The sequence below is a fragment of the Paenibacillus sp. JSM ZJ436 genome (assembly GCF_044383795.1).
In the GTDB taxonomy this organism is placed as follows: domain Bacteria; phylum Bacillota; class Bacilli; order Paenibacillales; family Paenibacillaceae; genus Paenibacillus_AQ; species Paenibacillus_AQ algicola.
This window is the reverse complement of sequence record NZ_JBISEO010000007.1, coordinates 180,080-202,874: the sequence shown is the minus strand read 5'-3', so window position 1 is coordinate 202,874 and position 22,795 is coordinate 180,080. Positions and strand designations below refer to the sequence as shown.

Genomic DNA, 22,795 nt, shown 5'->3' with positions numbered 1-22,795 from the left:
ATTCTATGGAAAAGGTATTGGCGAAAAAAATGATCAGCAGCATGCTGAGCGCAGTTGTTGTGGCAGCATCCGTTCTTCCCGGCCTGGCAGGAGCGGCAGGTACAGCAGGTGCAGCGGGTACAGCAGGTGAATCAAAGGGGTTTGAGCTCCGCATTTTACATACGAATGATACCCACGCGCATTTGGACCAGGTCGCCCGCAGGGTGACGGCAGTGAATGCAGCGAGAAACGACAGCACTTTGCTGCTGGATGCCGGCGATGTATTCTCCGGGACGCTGTATTTCAATCAATATAACGGACTGGCCGATCTGTATTTCATGAACCTGCTGGGCTATGACGCTATGGTGCTCGGAAACCACGAGTTTGATAAGGGTCCCAAGGTGCTGGCTGATTTCGTCAAGCAGGCCAAGTTTCCGCTGCTAAGTGCGAATATTGATTTCAGCACCGAGCCGGCACTGCAGAAGGAGTCTGATCAGGCCATCGGCGTGCCCGCAAGCAACGGCAAAATCTATCCGGCAATGATCAAGGAAGTAAACGGAGAGAAGGTTGGCATTATTGGACTGACGACTCCGGACACCGCGGTGCTCTCTTCTCCGGGTCAGAACATCAAATTTCAGGACGAGGTGGAGAGTGCACAGCAGCAGGTGGATGCCTTTGAAGAAATGGGAATTGAGATGATCATTGCATTGACTCATTTGGGCTACAATGCCGACGTGGCGCTTGCCGAGCAGGTAAAGGGGCTCGATATTATTGTGGGCGGTCATTCCCACACAATCCTGAATGAACCTAAAGTGGTGCATGCGGATGAAGAGCCTACGCTCATCGTACAGACGGGTGAGTACGACAACAACCTGGGCCAGCTTGACGTCACCTTCAATGATGAAGGCGTGGTTACAGCCTGGAAGGGCCAGCTGATTCCTCTGAATAAGAAGGATGATGCAGGCAACTACACCATTGCCAGCGATCCGGCTGCTGCTGAGAAGCTGGCTGAGTATGCAAAGGCGCTGGAGGAGCTGAAGAAAACCGTAGTCGGTAAATCCGGCGTGGAGCTGAACGGCGAGCGTGAATCAGTGCGCAAGGAAGAGACAAACCTCGGCAATCTGATGGCGGACGGAATGCGCTCCAAGGTGATGAGCATCGTCAAGGACCCGGATGCCAAAGCTTATGTAACCATTCAGAACAGCGGCGGCATCCGCGCCTCGATTGGGGCGGGCGATATTACCCTGGGGCATCTGCTGACGACGATGCCTTATGGCAATAATCTGACGGCTTTGAAGATGACCGGGGAAGAGATTGTTGCTGCGCTGGAGAACGGAGTCAGCGGCGTGGAGGACGGAGCGGGAAGGTTCCCGCAGGTGTCCGGTTTGCGCTTCTACTATGATTCCACGAAGCAGCCGGAGAAGGTGGACAGCGTAACCGGAACAACAGAGCAGGAAGGCCAGCGGATCGCAAGTGTGCAGATTCTGAATGAAGATGGCACGTATTCCGATATAGACCCGGATGCTTACTATATCGTTGCCACGAACTCCTATGTTGCCGATGGCGGCGACTTCTACAGCTCCATGAAGCAAGCCAAAGAGGACGGGCGTTTATATGAGCTGAATCTGGTCGATTATGAGGTGTTCCGCGAGCATCTGGATCAGGTGGGGAACGTCAAGATCTCTACCGAAGGACGGATCACCGATCTGCTAGGAGCGGCGCTTCCGGCTGAAGCCGGAGGAAACGCTGGTGCCACTAACGGCCCTGTATTCAAGGACATCGTCAATGATCCGGCTCTGGCTATGATTCAGGAGGCAGCAGAAGCGGGGATCATCAAGGGCTATGAGGATGGCACCTTCCGTCCGGACCGTGTCGTTACAAGGGCGGAATTCGCCGTCTTGATCAGCCGGGCATTTGACATGAAGAAGGCAGGAGATGCAGCGGAGTTTACGGACGCCCATCTTATTCCTGCCTGGGCGCAGGATTCTATCGCTGCATTGGATGGAGCCGGACTGCTGAAGGCATGGCCGGGCATGGCATTCAAGCCTATGGAGCCGATGACAGCATCTGAAGCAGCAACGCTGCTCCGCGCAATCTCGGACAGCTACGACGTTACCGGAGAGGCGAAAAGTCTGACCCGTAAAGCGGCTGTGCTTCTGATCATGGAGGCACTCTGATATCTAGAAAGTCCTGACAGTGAGGCCCCTGGTCTTTGAGGCGTGAAGCTAGAGGCTTCATCCGTAGACCAGGGGCCTTTTTTTTATTGAAAATGGCGGAAAATGGCGCTGCATTGTAACCTTTGCGCGGCACTTTAATTATAGAATAGGATGGAGTGACTGGATAGCCATTTCATTCCAATTAGACGAGGTGAAGGAGGAGTATGGCATGGAAGAAACAGCAAGCCGCATTCAATGGGGCATTATGGGGACAGGCTGGATTGCCGAAAAGTTTGCTGCCGATTTGAAGTATGCCAATAACGGAAGCCTTGCGGCCTGCGGGTCGAGAACTGACGACAGCGCCCGGCGCTTTGGGGAGCGCTTTGATATTCCTCGTACATATGGATCTTATGAAGAGCTCGTGCAGGATCCGGCACTGGATGCCATTTATGTAGCAACGCCGCATCCGCTGCACAAGGACAATGTGCTGCTTGCACTTCGCGCCGGCAAGGCCGTGCTGTGTGAGAAGCCCTTTACGATGAACAGCCGCGAGCTGGAGGAAGTGATCCAGACTGCGAGAGACCACAAGCTGTTCCTGATGGAAGGCATGTGGACCCGCTTTCTTCCGCCTATTGTACAGGCAAGACAATGGATTGCGGATGGCCGTATTGGCGAGGTGCGTATGTTGAAGGCGGAATTTGGCTTCAGGACGGAGATGAACCCTGAGCACCGTCTGTTCAAGCCGGAGCTGGGAGGCGGTGCACTGCTGGATGCGGGCATCTATCCGGTTTCGTTCGCTTCTATGGTGCTGGGAAGTGCTCCTTCAAACCTTAGCAGCACGGTACATTTTTGCGAGACCGGGGTTGACGATCAGTTTACGCTGCTGCTGGAGTATGAGGATGGAAAGTCAGCCTCTTTAAGCAGCGCTACGCGCCTGGCCTTGACCAATGACGCCGTCATTTATGGAACGGAAGGGCGGATCCGGATTCCTGGCTTTTTCAATGCCCGTGAAGCCTTTCTTTATGAGGGAGATCAGCAGACCGAGGCCTATCAGGATGACCGGGTCAGTGACGGCTATGCCTTTGAAGCCGAAGAGGTTGGACGCTGCCTCATGAACGGCGCCCTGGAGAGCGCTGTAATGCCTTTGGATGAATCCCTGGCCATTATGAAGCTGCTGGATGGGGTGCGGGAGCAGTGGGGACTTCAGTACGAGGTTGAATAAAAAAAACGGAGCATAAGCTTCCCTTCGTTGGCTCACTCTAGGTAGTACAGGGGGGTGAAGTGATATGCCGATCCATAAGCCAAGAAAGATCAAGAATCAACAAAACCACTCCAGCATTCTGGAGGAAAGCCAGACGGTGAAGCCGCAAAAAGCAGCTCATACACCGCCGAGCCTGAACGGAATCCCGAAGCAGGAATCGTAAGCATTTTGCCGGAATGATATAGCATAGAGCCCCTTAGTTTGTGTTCTCCTCCCGTCACTTTTATAATAAAACGGAAGAAGAACGCGGGATAGGGGGCTTTTATAGTGAGGACAGCACTGATCATATGGTTTCTGTTTATTAATCTGACCTCATATCTGGTGATGTCCGAGGACAAGCGCCGGGCACGGCTGGGCCGCGAACGGATTCCGGAGCAGACGCTGTTCCTGCTTGCGGCAGGAGGCGGGGCAACGGGAGTGCTGGCAGCGATGTACCGCAAACGTCACAAGACCAGGCATCTCTCCTTTCGACTAGGAATACCGCTGCTGCTGTTTGTAAACGCGGTCATTTACGGGTACTTATGGACATAATAAGCAGGCTAAAGGGCATGCTCCGGGGTTTCACCTTACCGGGTTGAAGGTTAATGAAGGGCAATTCTTTCTTTAACCTGGGAATGAGGTGGGCTACATGCTGTTCAAAAATATATTGCTGGCTTATGACGGATCGGAGCTGTCCGAGAAGGCACTAGAGCAGGCGCTGGGGCTGCTGAAGGTCATGCCAGAGGCAGCGCTGGATATCGTGCACGCTTATGAATTTCCTCGCTTTTTCATCGGAGAGGGCATTGCGCCGGTTCCGGGAACGGTGAATAAGGAGATTTTTGATGTGGCGGAGCAGACGACGAACGAGCTGAAAACCCGGCTGCGCGAAGCCGGTGTGGACGGGAACGTACAGATGATTCAGGGTGCACCGGGAGAGGTGCTGGTAGAATTTGCTGTTCAGAACGGGAATGACCTGATTGTGATCGGCAGCCGCGGTCGCAGCGGTATCCAGGAATTCATGCTGGGAAGCGTCAGCCATCATGTCGTTCAGCACGCCGGCGTGCCGGTGCTGGTCGTTAAATCATAATTCGAGAGCGGGGACACGGCTTCAGGGACACCATGGGTGTTCCTTTTTTTATAGGAACAGGAGCCTTGATTTTACAAAAAGCGAACATTAGATTTTACGAACAACTAAACGTTCGTGTTTAGGTTGACACCCGGTGTTAGAGATTGTTAAACTGAAATTATCAGGGCTTATTTATCTCATGAATGATCTATCCCATGAAATAACGGCCTAATTGTATAGGTCTCGTATAAAGCCGGGGATAGGGCCCGGAGGTTTCTACCCGAAAACCGTAAATTTTCGGACTACGAGGGAACAGGGCATAAGTCAGCAGGGCCATGTGTCGATGGCTGCAGAAGACCGCCCTTACAGGTATTTTTTGTGCCCGGACTTTAATCGCCATTATGATTTCATCATAGAGCAGGTCCGGTGTTCCCTTGGAAGTCCGGTCCTTCTGCACAGCTGCAGAAAGAGCCGGATTTTTTTAATAGCTAAGTGTAGTTGAATCCTGAGAAAGCAGGTGCATGATGTCGGTAAAAGCAGCAGTCATTATGGGCAGTCAATCGGATTGGGATACGATGTCCCACGCATGCGAGGTGCTGGAGGAGCTAGGCATCCCCTATGAGAAGAAAGTGGTATCCGCCCACCGGACGCCGGACTTGATGTTTAAATATGCTGAAGAGGCAGAAGGACGGGGCATTCGCGTAATTATTGCCGGAGCGGGCGGGGCAGCCCATCTGCCGGGTATGGTGGCGGCGAAGACCGTGCTGCCGGTGATTGGTGTGCCGGTGCAGTCGAAAGCGCTGAACGGTCTGGATTCTCTTCTGTCCATCGTGCAGATGCCCGGCGGCGTGCCGGTAGCAACGGTGGCGATCGGCCGCGCGGGGGCAGTCAATGCAGGCTTGCTGGCCGCCCAGATTCTCGGAACCGCCGATGAGGCGATCCGGGCCAAGGTGCAGGAGCGGCGTGACCGCACCCGCGATGAGGTGCTGAAGGGCAGTGACCTGTTATGAGCAAACGTATCAATGAAGGACAAGCTGCTCCAGTGCTTCCGCCAGGCTCCGTCATTGGGGTGCTCGGAGGCGGTCAACTCGGCCGCATGATGGCTCTGGACGGAATGAAGATGGGGTATCGGTTCATGACGCTGGACCCCGTCCCGGATTGTCCGCTGGGCCAGCTGGCTCCGCAGATTACGGCGTCCTACTCTGACCGTGAGGCGGCTGCGGAGCTGGCCTCCAGGTCAGATGTCATCACTTATGAATTCGAGAATGTTGACGCAGCCGTAGCTTCATTGCTGGAAGAGCAGTCCTATGTTCCTCAAGGCAGCCGGCTGCTCTATACGACGCAGAATCGTCTGCGGGAAAAGGCGGCGATTGAAGCTGCTGGCGTTCCGGTTGCTCCTTACCGGGAGATACGGAGTCTTGAGGAGCTTCAGGCTGCTGCGGCAGCTCTGGGCCTGCCCTGTGTGCTGAAGACCGCAACAGGCGGCTATGACGGCAAGGGACAGGCGGTTCTGCGGGAAGAAGGCCAGCTGGCTGAAGCCTACGACACTCTGGCAGCAGCTGGAACACAGCTCGTGCTGGAGAAATTCATCACCTTTAGCAGTGAAATTTCTGTGATTGCAGCGCGAACACCGGCTGGTGAGGTCAAGAGCTTCCCGCCGGCGGAGAATGTGCATATAGACAATATTTTGCACGTATCCATTGTGCCCGCCCGAATTCCTACAGAGGTTCAGCGCCGGGCCTGCCAGGTGGCGGAGAAGGTAGCAGAGGGCTTAGAAGCTGTTGGTCTGCTGGCCGTTGAAATGTTCTTGACAGACCAGGGCGATATTTATGTGAACGAGGTGGCTCCTAGGCCGCATAACTCGGGTCACTATACGATGGAAGCCTGCGCTACCTCACAGTTTGAGCAGCATGTGCGTGCGATCTGCAGCCTTCCTCTCGGAGACACCGCGCTGCTGAGTCCTGTTGTGATGGTGAACCTGCTGGGCCAGCATGTCGAGCCGGCTGTGGAGCGCCTCACAGGCAAGGATGAACTTGCAGAGTCGCTTGGCATCGTGCCGAAGCTTCATTTATATGGAAAGAGCGAAAGCAAGCACGGCCGCAAGATGGGACATATCAACCTGCTGTGCGGTGATGTGGAAGATGCGTTGAAATGGATCGAGCAGACTAATATTTGGAGGCTGAATCAATGATTGAACGTTACAGCAGACCGGAAATGCGGGCCGTTTGGACCGAGGAGAACAAATTCAGAGCCTGGCTGGAGGTTGAGCTTTGCGCCTGTGAGGCTTGGGCAGAGCTGGGCGTAATTCCGAAAGAGGATACCGTCACCCTGCGCCAGAATGCTTCCTTTAATATTGACCGGATCTACGAAATCGAGCAGGAGACGCGCCATGACGTTATTGCCTTTACCCGCGCAGTCTCGGAAAGCTTGGGCAATGAGCGCAAATGGGTTCACTACGGTTTGACCTCCACAGATGTTGTGGACACGGCCAACGGCTATCTGCTGAAGCAGGCTAATGAAATTCTGGAGCAGGACCTGCTGCGCTTCATCGACATTTTGCGCGAGAAGGCGCTCTCCTACAAGCATACCCCGATGATGGGACGCACACACGGCGTTCATGCCGAGCCGACGACCTTCGGTTTGAAGATGGCGCTGTGGCATGAGGAAATGGTCCGCAATCTGGAGCGCTTCCGCCACGCCGCAGATGCGGTGCAGTACGGCAAGATCTCCGGCGCAGTTGGCACATACGCGAACATTGATCCGTTCGTAGAGGAGTTTGTGTGCCGCAAGCTGGGTACAAAAGCGGCTCCGATCTCCACCCAGACGCTGCAGCGTGACCGCCATGCGGAATATATGGCGACGCTGGCGCTGATCGCGACGTCTCTGGACAAGTTCGCTACCGAGGTCCGCGCGCTGCAAAAGAGTGAGGTCCGGGAGGTGGAGGAAGCTTTTGCCAAGGGGCAGAAGGGCTCCTCGGCAATGCCGCACAAGCGCAACCCGATCGGTTCGGAGAACATCTCCGGCCTGGCCCGTGTCATCCGCGGCCATATGGTGTCAGCGTATGAGAACGTGCCGCTGTGGCATGAGCGCGATATTTCACACTCCTCCGTGGAGCGGATCATTTTGCCGGATGCAACCATGCTGCTGAACTACATGCTGAACCGCTTCGGCAACATTGTGAAGAATTTGACGGTGTTCCCGGACAACATGAAGCGCAACATGGCCCGTACATTCGGTGTTCCGTTCTCCGGCCGCGTCATGACGAAGCTGATCGACAAGGGCTTCAGCCGGGAGCAGGCCTACGATACAGTGCAGCCGAGAGCGATGCAGGCGTGGGAAGAGCAGCGCCAGTTCCGCGAGATTGTGGAGAGCACGCCGGAAATTACTGAAGTGCTGAGTGCAGAGGAGATTGAGGATGCGTTCAATCCTTCATGGCATCTGAAGCATGTAGATACGATTTTTGACAAGCTGGGCTTGAAATAGAAGTAAGGCGGCTCCGGCTGGAGCTGCCCCTTCAAAGGGAGTGGAGAATATGGGATCTCGCGCACTGTCCACAGCTGTGGATCTGATTGATGCGCCGCTGCTGTACAAAGGCAAGGTCAGAGAGCTTTATGATCTTGGAGAACATCTGCTGATTGTGGTCACGGACCGCATCTCGGCGTTTGATTACGTGCTGGACCCGCCGGTTCCCGCCAAGGGAACGGTGCTGAACCAGCTCAGCGCTTTTTGGTTTGACCTTACGAAGCATCTCATGGATAACCACGTGGTGCATACCGATGCTCAGACATTAGGCGCAATCGCCAAGGACCCGGAGGTGCTGGAGGGAAGAGTGATGGTGTCCAAGCGGGCGGAGCGCATTGATATTGAGTGTGTGGTCCGCGGCTACATTACCGGAGGAGGCTGGCGGCAATACCAGTCCACCGGAGAGATCAACGGCATTCATCTTCCGGAAGGCATGCGGAAGAATGAGGCCTTTAAAGAGCCCATCTTTACGCCTGCAGCCAAGAACGACGTCGGCCATGATGAGGATATCTCCATGGATACGATGAAGGACATGGTGGGAGCAGAGCTCGCACTGGAGCTGCAGGAGAAAAGCCTGATGCTCTACCACTATGCCCATAATTACTGCGCCGAGCGGGGCATCATCCTGGCAGACTGCAAGTTCGAATTCGGCCTGCTGGACGGCAAGGTGATTCTCATTGATGAAATCTTCACTCCCGATTCCTCAAGATTCTGGGATCAGAGCAAGTACGAGCTGGATATTGAAATTGACAGCATGGACAAGGAGCCGGTCCGCAGCTACCTGGCGGGAACCGACTGGGACAAGAACAGCAAGCCGGAGGAGCTTCCGGCCGGTGTCGTTGAAGAGACGACTCGCCGGTATACCGATATTTACCGCCGCATTACGGCACCCGTTCAATCAAACTCTTAATTCCTATACGATACCGAGGAGGAACATCAAAGACATGTTAAAAGCAAAGGTCTATGTCACCATTAAGCAGAGCGTTTTGGATCCACAGGGAGTTGCCGTTCAGGGCGCTCTTCATTCCATGGGTTTTCAGGAAGTGGAAAGCCTTCGGATCGGCAAGTATATGGAAGTAGAGCTGAATACGGATGACCGTGAAGAGGCGGAAGCGCGTTTAAAAGTCATGTGCGAGAAGCTGCTTGCCAACACCGTGGTTGAAAATTACCGCTTCGAACTGGAGGGCTAAGTATCATGAGATTTGCAGTACTCGTGTTTCCCGGCTCCAACTGTGATATTGACTGCTACAAGGCGGTAGAGCAAACGGTTGGTGAGCCTGTTGATTACGTTTGGCATACCGCAACCGACCTGTCGGCATATGATGCCATTCTGGTACCCGGCGGCTTTTCCTACGGCGACTATCTGCGCTGCGGCGCCATTTCTCGCTTCGCTCCGGTAATGAGCGAGGTCGCGAAGGCAGCAGAGCAGGGCAAGTTTATTCTGGGCATTTGCAATGGCTTCCAGATCTTGACGGAGGCGGGCTTGCTGCCAGGCGCTCTGCGCCGCAATGAATCGATGAAATTCCGCTGTCATGACAGCGTTCTGAAGGTCGTGAACAACGAAACTCCATTTACCCGCCACTATAGTGAGGGACAGGAGATCGTCATCCCGATCGCACATGGAGAAGGCAACTACTACTGTGATGAAGAGACACTGCAGCAGCTGCATGACCGTAACCAGATCGTATTTACGTACAGCGACAATCCGAACGGCTCCGTTGCGGACATCGCTGGCATTTGCAACGAGCGTGGCAACGTGCTGGGCATGATGCCGCATCCGGAGCGGGCGGTGTCCAGCCTGCTTGGCTCGGAAGACGGAAAGGCAATGTTTACATCCATCATTCAGACCTGGAGGGATACACATGGCGCAGCAAGTGTCCGCTAAAGAACCTACCGCAGAACAGATTGCGGAACACCGACTATATGAGCAGATGGGCGTGTCGGACAGCGAGTATGATCTGATCTGTTCGTTCATGGGACGCAAGCCGAATTATACGGAGATTGGCGTATTCAGCGTCATGTGGTCCGAGCACTGTGCCTACAAAAATTCCAAGCCGCTGCTCCGCCGTTTTCCAACGAGCGGTCCGCGCGTGCTGATGGGACCCGGCGAAGGCGCAGGGATCGTTGACATCGGCGACAATCAGGCCGTTGTATTCAAAATCGAAAGCCATAACCACCCCTCCGCTGTAGAGCCGTTTCAGGGCGCAGCGACCGGAGTCGGCGGCATTATCCGTGATATTTTCTCCATGGGTGCAAGGCCGGTAGCGATTCTGAACTCGCTTCGTTTTGGCAAGCTAGAGAGCGATCGGGTGAAATATTTGTTTGAGCACGTCGTTTCCGGCATCGCAGGCTACGGCAACTGCATCGGCATTCCGACCGTCGGCGGTGAGGTAGTGTTCGATGAGAGCTATGAAGGCAACCCGCTTGTAAACGCGATGTGTGTCGGCGTCATCGACCATGACAAAATTCAGCGCGGTGTCGCCAAGGGTGTAGGGAACCCGGTCTTCTATGTAGGACCTCCTACCGGCCGTGACGGCATTCACGGAGCAACCTTTGCTTCGGTAGAACTGACTGAGGAATCGGAAGCGAACCGTACTGCGGTTCAGGTTGGCGATCCGTTTATGGAGAAGCTTGTCATGGAATCGTGCCTGGAGCTGATCGACTCCGGGATCGTGCTGGGCATTCAGGATATGGGCGCAGCCGGCCTCACGTGCTCCAGTGCTGAAATGGCAAGTAAAGCCGGCAACGGCCTGGAGCTGTATCTGGATCAGGTTCCGCAGCGCGAAGAAGGCATGACGCCTTATGAGATGATGCTGTCGGAATCCCAGGAGCGTATGCTTTTCGTTGTTGAGCCGAAGGATGAAGCGCAGGCGCGGGAAATTTTTGAACGCTGGGGCGTGATTTGTGCGAAGGTCGGCAAGGTTACAGACGACGGCCGCCTGAAGCTGTTCCATCACGGTGAGGTGGTCGGCGATATGCCGGTTACGGCGCTCGTGGATGAGTGCCCGGTGTATAACAAGCCTTCCTCGGAGCCGGCTTACTTCGCCGAACAGGCCAAGGTGGATACGACACGTTATGCGGAAGTCACAGACCTTGGCGGCGCGTTGAAAAAGGTGCTGGGCTCCCCTAGCCTTGCGAGCAAGGCCTGGGTATACAACCAGTACGATTATATGGTACGCACCAGCACGGCAGTACGTCCGGGCTCGGACGCTGCGGTTGTAACCGTGGACGGCACACGCAAGGCGCTGGCTATGACAACGGACTGCAACGGCCGTTATGTATATCTGGATCCGGAAACCGGCGGCAAGATTGCTGTCAGCGAAGCAGCGCGGAACATCGTCTGCTCCGGCGCAGAGCCGCTGGCCATTACGGATAACCTGAATTTCGGATCTCCGGAGAAGCCGGAAATCTTCTGGCAGATGGAGCGGGCTGTTGACGGCATGGCAGAAGCATGCCGCGAGCTCAATGCTCCAGTCATCGGCGGTAACGTCAGCCTGTATAACGAAAATGCCAAGGGAGCGATTTACCCGACGCCGGTCGTTGGCATGGTCGGTCTGATCCATGATGTAGACCATATCACGACACAGGACTTCAAGGCGGAAGGCGATCTGGTGTATCTGCTGGGCGAAACATTTGCGGAGCTGGGCGGAAGTGAATTCCAATCAGTAATCCACGGCGTTTCCGAGGGACGTCCGCCGGTGCTTGATCTGGCCAAGGAAAAAAGACTGCTCAGCGGCGTGCTGACAGGTATCCAGTCCGGCTTCATCTGCTCCGCGCATGACGTATCCGAGGGCGGACTTGCCGCTGCTCTGGCCGAGAGCTGCATCAGCGGACAGATTGGCGCAAGCATTGAGCTGCAGAGTGAGCTCAGAAATGACATGACGCTCTTCAGTGAAAGCCAGTCCCGGATTATCGTTTCAGTTACCCCGGGGAATGAGTCCAATCTGGAGCAGCTGCTGAAGGAAGCCGGCGTTCCGTTTGCTGCGATCGGACGGGTTGGCGGCAGCGAGCTGCATATTTCGATCAACGGTGCTTCCGCGGTACAAGAACCGGTGGAGGCTTTGAAAGCCGTCTGGGAGGATGCCATCCCATGCCGAATGAAATAATGCCTGAAGGCTTATGGACTGGCGATTATTACAACGAAGGCAGCGGCAAGGACGGCGTCTTTGATAAATTGAAGGAGGAGTGCGGGGTGTTCGGCGTGTTCGGACATCACGACGCGGCTTCACTCTCCTACTACGGACTGCATGCTCTGCAGCACCGCGGTGAGGAGAGTGCCGGTATTTGTGTAGCGGACGGCATACAGTTCCGTTATCATCGCGGCATGGGGCTCGTCAAAGAGGTGTTCGGGCGGGAGCTGCTGGAGTCTCTGCAGGGAGACCGTTCTATCGGACATGTCCGCTACTCTACGAGCGGCGACAGCCAGATTACGAATGCCCAGCCGCTCGTCTTTAAATATCGCCAGGGTAATCTTGCGATTGCTACGAATGGCAACATCGTCAATGAACCGGCACTGCGCCGGGAGCTGGAGGATTCCGGCTCCATCTTTCAGACGACCAGCGACACCGAGGTCATCGCGCATCTTATTGCCCGGTCCCCTAAAAATTTTGTTGAAGCAGCCAAGGATGCTTTGCAGCGTCTGGTAGGCGGATTCGCCTTTCTGCTGATGACGGGCGATAAGATGATTGTGGCTTCGGATCCGAACGGTCTGCGTCCGCTGACGATGGGGCGTCTTGGAGACGCCTACGTCTTCGCATCGGAGACCTGCGCGATGGAGGTCATCGGTGCCGAGCCGGTCCGCGACATTGCACCAGGCGAGCTGCTGGTGCTGGATGCTGACGGACTGCACGAGGACCGTTATACCGAAGCCGGCAGAAAAGCGCTGTGTGCGATGGAGTATATCTATTTCTCCCGTCCGGACAGTGACATGAACGGCTCGAACCTGCATTCCGCCCGCAAGCGGATGGGCAGCCGGATGGCGCTGGAATCCTTCGTGGATGCCGACGTCGTTACCGGAGTTCCGGACTCCAGTATCTCCGCTGCCATCGGCTATGCCGAGCAGACCGGTATTCCGTACGAGCTGGGACTGATCAAGAACAAGTACACGGGCAGAACGTTTATTCAGCCCAGCCAGGAGCTGCGGGAGCAGGGCGTCAAGATGAAGCTCAGCGCCGTACGGCGGGTCGTGGAAGGTAAGCGGGTAGTCATGATTGATGATTCGATCGTGCGTGGAACGACGTCGCGGAGAATCGTGAATCTGCTGCGTGAGGCCGGAGCGACTGAGGTGCATGTGCGGATTACGTCGCCGCCGTTCCAGAATCCGTGCTTCTACGGCATCGACACGCCGGACCGGAGGGAGCTGATTGCTTCTTCCAAGAGCGTGGACGAGATCTGCCGGGAAATTAACGCGGACAGCCTCTCCTTTCTGACGCCGGATGGCCTCATATCGGCCATTGGGGGCTACGACGAAAACAGCCCGAAGGGCGGCTTGTGCCTGGCCTGCTTCGATAATGAGTATCCGACACAGATTGATTTCGGCGGGGAAGAGAAGATGGGGTGCAGCTGTTAAGGAAGGCGGCTTAAGCTTTCAACAACCAGTGCACCTATGATCTGGTATCCTGCATGCAATGAAGTTAAGTCCATAAATGATTCAAGCCATAAAGCAACACGCTTGATACCGGCACGGACATCATCCGGCAGTTGAAAAGGAAGTCCTGTGGATTCCTGCTGGACTGGCCGGATGGTTCTGTCTGTGTCATCAAATACGTATCCATTAATTTCTTTAAAGGAGTGTTTCGCGCGTGTCTGATACTTATAAAAACGCCGGAGTCGATATTGCGGCAGGCAATGAAGCGGTAGAACGGATGAAAAAACACGTCAAAACAACGTTCAGGCCGGAGGTTATGACGGATCTGGGCGGATTTGGCGCTTTGTTTCAGCTGAATAAGGATCAATATGAAGAGCCGGTTCTCGTCTCCGGTACCGACGGCGTAGGCACCAAGCTGAAGCTCGCATTCTCGATGGACCGCCATGATACGATCGGGATCGATGCTGTAGCGATGTGTGTCAATGATGTCGTGGTGCAGGGTGCAGAGCCGCTCTTTTTTCTGGACTATCTGGCCTGTGACAAGGTCATTCCTGCAAAAATTGAATCCATCGTGAAAGGCATCGCAGACGGCTGTAACCAGGCGGGCTGCTCCTTGATCGGCGGCGAGACCGCGGAAATGCCAGGAATGTACAGCGAAGGCGAATATGATATCGCCGGCTTTACGGTAGGCATCGTGGACAAGCGCAAAATGATCACTGGCCAAAGTATCGCTGCCGGCGACACGGTCATTGGACTGGCGTCCAGCGGCGTGCACAGCAACGGCTTCTCGCTCGTACGCAAGCTGCTCCTGGAGCAGTCTGGCTACAAGCTGGATCAGGACATTGAAGCATTGGGAGGCCGTCTCGGGGACGTGCTGCTCACACCGACCAAGATTTATGTGAAGCCGCTGCTGGCCTTGATGAAAGAGGTAGAGGTTAAGGGCATGGCGCATATTACAGGCGGAGGCTTTATCGAGAACATTCCGCGGATGCTGCCAGAAGACGTCAATGTCAATATCGAATACGGCTCCTGGCCGATTCTACCGATCTTCCAGCTGATGCAGGAGCAAGGCGGAATCTCGAATAAAGATATGTTCACAACCTTTAATATGGGCATTGGCATGGTGATCGTTGTCTCCAGCGCCCAGGCAGAACAAGCTGTTGAGCTGCTGAAGGCTGCAGGAGAAGAACCGTACGTGCTGGGACAGGTCACAGCAGGCGAGCGGCTTGTGACCTTTACAGGGGCGGACGTTTAATGGGCTCTTACCGGATCGCCGTGTTTGCTTCCGGCACCGGGAGCAATTTTCAGGCGCTGCTGGATGCGCAGCGTAAGGGGAGCTTGCAGGCGGAAATCGTCCTGCTTGTGTCGGACAAGCCGAACGCCCCGGTTGTGGAGCGTGCCCGAAATGCCGGAATCGAGGTGTTTCTGTTTCAGCCCAAGGACTATAACCAGCGGGAGGATTATGAACGCGAAATTCTGAGTCAGCTGGAAGCACGGGGCGTAGATCTCATTGTATTGGCAGGCTATATGAGACTGCTGACCTCCGTACTGGTAGCGCCGTACAGCGGACGGATGATCAACATTCATCCGTCACTGCTGCCGGCTTTTGCAGGCAAGAACGCAATCGGACAAGCACTGGAATACGGTGTAAAGGTGACGGGAGTGACCGTTCATTTTGTCGATGGGGGCATGGATACCGGACCGGTCATTGCCCAGACGGCGCTGGACATCCAGCCCGGAGAAGAAGAAGCCGCCCTGACAGAGCGTATTCATGCTGCGGAACAGCAGCTTTATCCAGCGGTCGTTTCCTGGTTTGCTCAGGGGCGGATTATCTTGGAGGGACGTCAGGTGACGGTGCTGCCGCTGCGTTAAGGAGATTAAGCGCTCAGCCCAACCTTCTGCAGCAGTCCATGCAATAGCCCTTTAGCTCAATCTGGGCTGCAACTATATAAAGTCCGATTGAGCTTCAGGCATTCTGAATAAAGCCCCGAATACTGCCGGGCAGGTTACATATTTCTCGGGAAATACTGCCCCATATCTTCCTTCTCGACAGCATTTATCGCTGGTAAGGCAGTGTTTAGGGAACTTTGCATAAATTAGGAGGAATCCATAGTGAGTATCAAACGAGCGCTGGTCAGCGTCTCTGACAAAACAGGTATCGTGGAGTTTTGCCGCGAATTGTCTGCATTAGGCGTCGAAATTATTTCTACAGGCGGAACAAAATCCTTGCTGGCGAAGGAAGGCGTGCCGGTCATCGGCATTTCGGACGTAACCGGCTTTCCGGAAATTTTGGACGGACGTGTCAAAACACTGCATCCTGCGGTGCACAGCGGCCTACTTGCCATTCGTGACAGCAGTGAGCATCAGCGTCAGATGCAGGAGCTTGGACTGGACTATATCGATCTGGTGGTCGTCAATTTGTATCCGTTCCAGGAAACAATTGCGAAGCCGGATGTTGAGTATGAGGACGCAATTGAAAATATCGACATCGGCGGTCCAACCATGCTGCGCTCTGCAGCAAAAAATCACGCGTTTGTCAGTGTTGTTGTCGATGCAGCGGACTATGCTTCCGTATTGGAAGAGGTTTCAGCAAGCGGCGATACGACGCTGGAAACGCGCAAACGCCTTGCAGCCAAGGTGTTCCGCCACACCGGCGCATACGACACCTTAATCTCCGAATATTTGTCGAATGTAACCGGCGATCCGCTGCCGGAGCGTCTCAGTGTTACTTTTGAGAAAATCCAGGATTTGCGCTATGGCGAGAATCCGCATCAGAAGGCTGCCTTCTATCGCAAGCCGCTTGCTCCAGCCGGTACGCTTACAACGGCAGAGCAGCTTCACGGGAAAGAGCTGTCCTACAACAATATTAATGACGCGAACGCAGCACTGCAGATCGTTAAGGAATTTGACGAGCCGGCTGTGGTAGCCGTCAAGCATATGAATCCATGCGGTGTTGGCGTTGGTGCAACGGTGCTGGAGGCTTACCAGAAGGCGTATCATGCCGATCCAACTTCGATTTTTGGCGGTATTGTGGCCGCGAACCGGACCGTGGATGCAGAGACTGCCGAGCTGCTGAAGGATATTTTCCTCGAAATTATCCTCGCTCCGGATTTCACGCCGGAAGCGCTGGAGCTGTTAACCCGCAAGAAGAATGTGCGCCTGCTCAAAATGGGTGAGTTCGGTTCGGCGAAGGAGCGCACATCATCCCTGAACGTAACGTCCATTGAGGGCGGGATGATTGTGCAGGAAAGTGACGTGCATTCTCTGGATGCTGCGGAGCTGCAGGTGGTCACAGAGCGTCAACCGACAGAGGAAGAGCTGAAGCAGCTGCTGTTCGGGTGGAAGGTTGTTAAGCACGTGAAATCCAATGCCATCGTTCTGGCAGCAGATGATATGACCGTCGGTGTCGGCGCCGGTCAGATGAACCGTGTCGGTTCAGCGCGGATTGCGATTGAGCAGGCAGGGGAGAAGGCTCAGGGAGCTGTAATGGCTTCCGATGCGTTCTTCCCGATGGGAGATACTCTGGAGCTGGCGGCGAAAGCAGGCATTACTGCTGTTATTCAGCCCGGCGGCTCGATCAAGGACGAAGAGTCGATCAAGGTTGCTAACGAGAACGGCATCGCCATGGTGTTTACCGGCGTAAGGCACTTCAAGCACTAAGCCCTGCCGCGCTATAACGATTCACTTTGGCAGCTAGCAGGCTAGGTATGACCAAATTCACACGGAGATGCCGTTTATCCCTCAGGAAACGGCATTTCCGCATATGGAGGGAACCCATGGATATTCTGGTAATCGGCGGCGGCGGCCGCGAGCATGCAATCGTCTGGGCTTTGGCCCAAAGCCCGAAGGCGGGGAGTATTTATTGTGCGCCGGGCAATGCCGGCATCGCGCAGCTGGCGGAGTGTGTGCCCATCGCAGTCGGTGAGTTTGAAAAGCTGAAGGCATTCGCACTGGAGAAAGAGGTCGGGCTGGTTGTCGTCGGACCGGACGACCCGCTCGCGGATGGCATCGTTGACGTGCTGGAGGACGCGGGCCTGGCCGTATTTGGACCCCGTAAAAATGCAGCCGAAATTGAAGGCAGTAAAACCTTCATGAAGGATCTGCTCCACAAGTACAGCATTCCGACCGCCGCATATGAGAAATTCGACAGCTACGAGCAAGCACTGACCTACCTGCGCAGCCAGAAGGCGCCGATCGTCATTAAGGCTGACGGGCTGGCCGCCGGTAAAGGGGTAACCGTCGCTCATACGATGGAAGAGGCGGAGCAGGCGCTGCAGGATATTATGCAGTCCAAAGTGTTTGGTGAGGCTGGCAGCCGTGTCGTCATTGAGGAGTTTCTAGAGGGACAGGAGATGTCGATCCTGGCGTTTGTCGACGGAGAGACGGTCAAGCCCATGTCGGCAGCCCAGGACCATAAGCCGGCATATGACGGAGACAAGGGACCGAACACGGGCGGTATGGGAACCTATTCCCCGCTGCCTCATATTCCGTCTTCTGTCATTGAAGAAGCGGTCGAGCAGATCATTAAGCCGACAGCCAAAGCGATGGTCGCTGAAGGCCGGCCGTTCCGCGGCGTGCTGTTCGCAGGCCTGATGATTACGCCGGAAGGGCGCGTGAAGACGATCGAATTCAACGCCCGGTTTGGCGATCCGGAGACGCAGGTCGTCCTGCCGAGACTGAAGACGGATCTGCTTGAAGTGTTCCTTGCAGCGGTCAATGGCACACTTGCAGAGCTGGAGCTGGAATGGCGTGAAGAAGCAGCAGTCTGCGTTATTCTGGCGTCCGGCGGTTATCCGGCCTCGTATCCGAAGGGACTGCCGATTACCGGCCTGGAATCGACGGATGATACGTCCATGGTCTTTCATGCAGGGACGGCCTTAAATGCTGAAGGTCAGGTGGTCACAAGCGGAGGCCGGGTGCTGGGCGTTGTGGGTCTGGGTGAGGATATTGCTTCAGCCCGTGACAATGCTTATCAGCGTGCCGAAGGCATTACATTTGAAGGTAAGCATTTCCGTACCGATATTGCTGCCAAGGCGTTGAAATAGCTTCCCGGTCCTGAAGGCTGAAATATGGGCATTGCGTCTACAAAAGGCTGTTCTCCAAGTGCTACACAGGAGAACAGCCTTTTTAATTTGGAGCTCCAGCACGTTGATTATAGGCTACTATAAGTCGTAGCGCATGAAATTTTCGCTAATGCAAACGATTGCTCAAATGGAGAGGCGTATCAATCCGTTACAGGAGCAGATCTTGTCCAATTCTCAGTATAATTTCGCGAAAAATTAGATATACTGCATAAGAAAGCGATATAGGGAGAAAAACGGAGATAATGAACAATTACTCTGGATTTTCAGTCTGTGCAAACGTTTTTACAAAGACTTGCGCATGGTGTATGATGTTTCTAGTGAATGAAGCGCTTTCTCATTAAAAAAGTCTTGGGAAACGGTTTCGCCCTACATAAACTACAATGGGCTTGAAAGTTTTCTGAAATCGTTTGCGCAGAGTTCCAAGGTGATTCAAGAACATTATTGAGAGGGGTTATTTTAGAATGAAGATGAAAAAGGTTATGACACTCGCCGCTGCGTTCACTATGGCATTCTCGATCACAGCATGCGGAGGCAACACAGCAGCTCCAGCTCCAGAAACTCCAACACCTGCTGAAAATACACCAAAGACGGAAGCTCCACCAGCCAATTCCCCAGAGCTGGCACCTGAAGAAGGCGCTAAGCTGGTCGTTTGGGAAAGTAAAGACGAAAGAGCTTACACGGATGAAGTTATAAAAGCATTTACCGAAAAATATGGTGTAGAAGTTACCCTGGAAGAGCTGGCTCCAACGGATCAGCTGACTAAGCTGGCACAGGATGGACCATCCGGCCTCGCCGCTGACGTTGTGATCTTCCCGCATGACCAGCTGGGTAGAGCGGTATCCTCCAATCTGGTACTGCCAAATGACCACTTCGATGTAGAGACGAGAGAAGCAAACTCTGAAGCAGCAATTCAGGGCGCATCCTTCGATGGCGTACTGTATGGCTACCCTCGTGCAGCTGAAACCTACCTGATGTACTACAACAAGGATTTGGTTCAAGAAGCGCCTGCAAGCTTCGAAGATGTTATTGAATTTGGCAAAAGCTTCACTGACAACACGAAAAACAAGTATGCGATCATGTGGGAAACGGGTAACCTGTACTTCACATATCCGTTCCTGGCTTCCAACGGCGGCTACATCTTCGGAAGCAACGGTACAGATGTGAATGATATCGGGATCAACAATGAAGGCGCTGTAAAGAGCATGGAGGTTTACCAAAGCCTGAATGAAATTCTGCCCGTCAAAGCTGGTGACATCACTCCGGACATCAAGCGTGCACTCTTTAATGAAGGCGACCTGGCCATCGACATTAACGGTCCTTGGGAATTGGCAGGCTACAAAGCAGCACTGGGCGACAAGCTGGGCGTAGCACCGATTCCAACGATCGCAGGTCAGCCGGCTGTATCCCTGTCCGGTATTAAAGCTTGGTACGTCAATGCAAACTCCCAATATCCGAATGCTGCCCGTCTCTTCGCAAACTTCGCAACGAATGAAGAGAACCAGCTGAAGCTGAGCGAGCTCGTAGGCTCCGTACCAACCAACAAAGCAGCTCAGGAATCCGATCAAATTAAAAACGACCCGTACCTGTCCGCGTTCACAGAGCAGTTCAACAGCTCTGTACCAATGCCTTCCGTACCTGAGATGAACAATGTATGGTCTCCGGTGGGAGCGGCACTGACAGAAATCTGGGATAACAACAAAGACATTAAAGCTTCCCTGGACAACGCAGTCAATCAGCTGAAAGAGCTGAACAGCGGCGCAGCGAAGTAAGCAGCACCCTATAGAATAACGTACAAAGATGTTCACCCGCCGCGGGCCGGCGGGTGATTCCTCGATTATACGGAGAGGAGAATGGATGGAGAATGCGTCAACATCGAATGATCGCAGCCATATTATCAGCAGTTTGTATGGGCTTGGGCCAACTGTATAATCGTCAATGGATGAAAGGCATTATTTTAACTGTGATCGGGGCGGGAAGCCTTTATTTTTTCTTTAACAATCTGGGGGATGCCCTGTGGGGAATTACAACCCTGGGAGAGCAAGGCAACCGCTTTGAGAAGGTGGATGGCCTGACCAAGCTGGTGCCGGGAGATCATTCCATCAACCTCCTGATTGAAGGGCTGATTGTTCTGATTCTGCTTGCTCTGTATCTTATCGCTTATTACGCAAACATCAAGAACGCTTATAACGCAGGAAAACAAAGGGATCTGGGCGAGAAGCCCAACACGATGAAAGACACCCTTAACTATATTTTTGAAGTTAAATTTGCACAATCCTTTCTGACGCTGCCTGCATTCGGTATTTTGTTCTTTACGGTGATGCCGATTATATTCATGGTCATGCTGGCATTTACCAACTATTCAGCGCCGAATAACCTGCCTCCGGCGAAGCTGGTGGACTGGGTCGGCTTTGAAACCTTTACCAGCCTGGTAGCGCTTAAATCATGGAGCCATACCTTCTATGGCGTATTAACCTGGACGCTGATCTGGGCGGTGCTGGCCACAGTTACGACCTATTTCGGAGGCATGCTCGTTGCCCTGCTCATTCAGCAAAAAGGCATTCGCTTCAAAGGCATGTGGCGTGTCATCCTGATTATTCCTTACGCAATTCCACAGCTGATTTCCCTGCTCGTGATGCGGAATCTGTTCAACGGTCAATTCGGCCCGATTAATCAGTATTTTAAATACTTCGGTTTAAATGGCCTGCCATGGCTGACAGATCCCTTCTGGGCAAAGGTTACGGTTATCGTCGTTAATATGTGGGTCGGCATCCCTGTATCCATGCTGCTGATCATGAGTGTATTGACCACAATTCCGAAGGATTTGTATGAAGCTGCCGAAGTCGATGGGGCAAGCGGATACCAGAAATTCAGAATTATTACTCTGCCGATGATCCTGTTCTCGACAGCACCCGTGCTGATCACACAGTTCGCCGGTAACATCAATAACTTTAATGCGATTTTCCTGCTGACCAACGGTAACCCGGTCGTCGGCGACTATCAGTATGCCGGAGCTACCGATTTGCTTGTCACCTGGCTCTACAAGCTGACACTGGATCAGCAGCGCTATAATATGGCGTCTGCGGTCGGCATCATTATCTTCCTGATTATCGCCAGCTTCTCGATTTACAACTACCGTCGTTCCAGATCGTTCCGAGAGGAGGATATGATCCAATAATGGGAATCAAGCTGAAAAACACCATTCGCCTGACGTTCAGCTACCTGCTGCTCGTGATTATCGCCATCGGTTGTATTTATCCGGCTGCCTGGGTCGTGTTGTCTTCCTTCCGTCCCGGAAAGTCGCTGTATAGCAAGACATTTATTCCGGAAGCCTTTACCCTGAGCCATTACCAGGAGCTGTTCACCTCAAACACCTTTATGTTTACGACCTGGTATGCCAATACGTTAAAAATTGCCGTGCTATCCATGGTCATCGGTACGCTGCTCGTGCTTCTGACCAGCTACTCGGTTTCCCGCTTCCGCTTTAAGGGACGGAAGAACGCACTGTCTACGATTCTCGTACTGGGTATGTTCCCGGGCTTCATGAGTATGATTGCGATTTACATTTTGCTGAATTCTCTGAATCTCCTGAACACGCATATGGCGCTGATCATCGTGTATGCGGCGGGTGCGCCGCTAGGCGGAACGTTAATTATGAAGGGCTTCCTGGATACCATTCCGCGGAGCCTGGATGAAGCCGCCAAGATTGACGGAGCTACCAACTTCCAGATTTTCCGAAAAATCATTCTGCCGCTTTCCAAGCCGATGATTACGTACATGGGTCTGACCTTGTTCGTTGGTCCATGGGTGGACTTCATCTTTGCCCGCCTGGTGCTGCGGACGAAAGAAAACTGGACCCTGGCCGTCGGACTGTGGGATCTCGTAAACTCTCAGCAGAACAGTAACTTTACGCTGTTTGCGGCTGCATCTGTATTGATTGCCCTGCCGATTACGATACTGTTCGTCTTCCTGCAGCGCTTGCTGGTGGATGGTATGACTGCCGGCGCGAGCAAGGGATAAGGAAAGACATCGTGAACTTACGACAACGCCTATAACGTTGAATAGAGCTTACTATAATGGCATAAGCGACATCATGGAGAGACACAGCGTACAAGATGCTGTGTCTCTTTATGCATAATTCTAAATAATCGGGGGTACATACGA

At 53.8% G+C, this 22,795-nt stretch carries 20 protein-coding genes and 1 riboswitch; all 20 genes read left to right on the top strand.

Annotation, left to right across the window (positions count from 1 at the left end):
- Positions 1–5: 5 nt before the first annotated feature.
- The 20 genes from ACH6EH_RS11755 (at position 6) to ACH6EH_RS11660 (ending at position 22,651) form a co-directional block, all read left to right on the top strand.
- Complete coding sequence (locus ACH6EH_RS11755; protein ID WP_397332445.1) at positions 6–2,156, top strand: 5'-nucleotidase C-terminal domain-containing protein; 2,151 nt, start codon at positions 6–8, stop codon at positions 2,154–2,156.
- Positions 2,157–2,364: 208 nt separating this feature from the next.
- On the top strand, positions 2,365–3,357 hold the full coding sequence (locus ACH6EH_RS11750; RefSeq protein WP_208204428.1) for a Gfo/Idh/MocA family protein: 993 nt from the start codon (positions 2,365–2,367) through the stop codon (positions 3,355–3,357).
- A gap of 64 nt (positions 3,358–3,421) precedes the next feature.
- The gene (locus ACH6EH_RS11745; protein ID WP_208204427.1) at positions 3,422–3,559 is read left to right on the top strand and encodes a hypothetical protein; all 138 of its coding nucleotides are present in this window, start codon (positions 3,422–3,424) and stop codon (positions 3,557–3,559) included.
- Positions 3,560–3,663: 104 nt separating this feature from the next.
- Entirely contained in the window at positions 3,664–3,927 is a 264-nt protein-coding gene (locus ACH6EH_RS11740) for a DUF1294 domain-containing protein (RefSeq protein ID WP_397332444.1), read from the top strand.
- 97 nt (positions 3,928–4,024) lie between these two features.
- Positions 4,025–4,462: a universal stress protein gene (locus tag ACH6EH_RS11735; RefSeq protein WP_138224559.1), complete on the top strand. Its 438-nt coding sequence runs from the start codon at positions 4,025–4,027 to the stop codon at positions 4,460–4,462.
- 202 nt (positions 4,463–4,664) lie between these two features.
- Positions 4,665–4,766, top strand: a riboswitch (purine riboswitch).
- A gap of 199 nt (positions 4,767–4,965) precedes the next feature.
- Positions 4,966–5,451: a 5-(carboxyamino)imidazole ribonucleotide mutase gene (gene purE, locus ACH6EH_RS11730; protein WP_138227612.1), complete on the top strand. Its 486-nt coding sequence runs from the start codon at positions 4,966–4,968 to the stop codon at positions 5,449–5,451.
- Positions 5,448–6,632, top strand: coding sequence for a 5-(carboxyamino)imidazole ribonucleotide synthase (gene purK, locus ACH6EH_RS11725; RefSeq protein ID WP_397332443.1), 1,185 nt, complete (start codon positions 5,448–5,450; stop codon positions 6,630–6,632). The genes purE and purK overlap by 4 nt, the downstream gene beginning before the upstream one ends.
- Positions 6,629–7,924, top strand: coding sequence for an adenylosuccinate lyase (gene purB / locus ACH6EH_RS11720; protein ID WP_138224562.1), 1,296 nt, complete (start codon positions 6,629–6,631; stop codon positions 7,922–7,924). The genes purK and purB overlap by 4 nt, the downstream gene beginning before the upstream one ends.
- A 49-nt stretch (positions 7,925–7,973) precedes the next feature.
- A complete protein-coding gene (locus tag ACH6EH_RS11715) occupies positions 7,974–8,873 on the top strand; it encodes a phosphoribosylaminoimidazolesuccinocarboxamide synthase (protein WP_397332442.1) in 900 nt (299 codons plus the stop codon).
- 34 nt (positions 8,874–8,907) lie between these two features.
- Positions 8,908–9,153: a phosphoribosylformylglycinamidine synthase subunit PurS gene (gene purS / locus ACH6EH_RS11710; protein ID WP_138224564.1), complete on the top strand. Its 246-nt coding sequence runs from the start codon at positions 8,908–8,910 to the stop codon at positions 9,151–9,153.
- Between the two features lie 5 nt (positions 9,154–9,158).
- Positions 9,159–9,848, top strand: coding sequence for a phosphoribosylformylglycinamidine synthase subunit PurQ (gene purQ / locus ACH6EH_RS11705; protein WP_397332441.1), 690 nt, complete (start codon positions 9,159–9,161; stop codon positions 9,846–9,848).
- Positions 9,826–12,069, top strand: a complete 2,244-nt coding sequence (gene purL / locus ACH6EH_RS11700; protein ID WP_208204424.1) for a phosphoribosylformylglycinamidine synthase subunit PurL — start codon at positions 9,826–9,828, stop codon at positions 12,067–12,069. Before purQ ends, purL begins: the two co-directional genes overlap by 23 nt.
- Positions 12,054–13,532, top strand: coding sequence for an amidophosphoribosyltransferase (gene purF, locus ACH6EH_RS11695; protein ID WP_397332440.1), 1,479 nt, complete (start codon positions 12,054–12,056; stop codon positions 13,530–13,532). The genes purL and purF overlap by 16 nt, the downstream gene beginning before the upstream one ends.
- Positions 13,533–13,764: 232 nt before the next feature.
- The gene (gene purM, locus ACH6EH_RS11690; RefSeq protein WP_397332439.1) at positions 13,765–14,805 is read left to right on the top strand and encodes a phosphoribosylformylglycinamidine cyclo-ligase; all 1,041 of its coding nucleotides are present in this window, start codon (positions 13,765–13,767) and stop codon (positions 14,803–14,805) included.
- Complete coding sequence (purN, locus tag ACH6EH_RS11685) at positions 14,805–15,422, top strand: phosphoribosylglycinamide formyltransferase (protein WP_138224569.1); 618 nt, start codon at positions 14,805–14,807, stop codon at positions 15,420–15,422. Before purM ends, purN begins: the two co-directional genes overlap by 1 nt.
- A 240-nt stretch (positions 15,423–15,662) precedes the next feature.
- Entirely contained in the window at positions 15,663–17,210 is a 1,548-nt protein-coding gene (gene purH, locus ACH6EH_RS11680) for a bifunctional phosphoribosylaminoimidazolecarboxamide formyltransferase/IMP cyclohydrolase (RefSeq protein ID WP_397332438.1), read from the top strand.
- A 116-nt stretch (positions 17,211–17,326) separates the two neighbouring features.
- On the top strand, positions 17,327–18,595 hold the full coding sequence (purD, locus tag ACH6EH_RS11675; protein ID WP_138224571.1) for a phosphoribosylamine--glycine ligase: 1,269 nt from the start codon (positions 17,327–17,329) through the stop codon (positions 18,593–18,595).
- A 500-nt stretch (positions 18,596–19,095) separates the two neighbouring features.
- Positions 19,096–20,403, top strand: coding sequence for a sugar ABC transporter substrate-binding protein (locus ACH6EH_RS11670; RefSeq protein ID WP_397332437.1), 1,308 nt, complete (start codon positions 19,096–19,098; stop codon positions 20,401–20,403).
- Between the two features lie 92 nt (positions 20,404–20,495).
- A complete protein-coding gene (locus ACH6EH_RS11665) occupies positions 20,496–21,809 on the top strand; it encodes a sugar ABC transporter permease (RefSeq protein WP_138224573.1) in 1,314 nt (437 codons plus the stop codon).
- Complete coding sequence (locus ACH6EH_RS11660; RefSeq protein ID WP_138224574.1) at positions 21,809–22,651, top strand: sugar ABC transporter permease; 843 nt, start codon at positions 21,809–21,811, stop codon at positions 22,649–22,651. Before ACH6EH_RS11665 ends, ACH6EH_RS11660 begins: the two co-directional genes overlap by 1 nt.
- Positions 22,652–22,795: the final 144 nt, after the last annotated feature.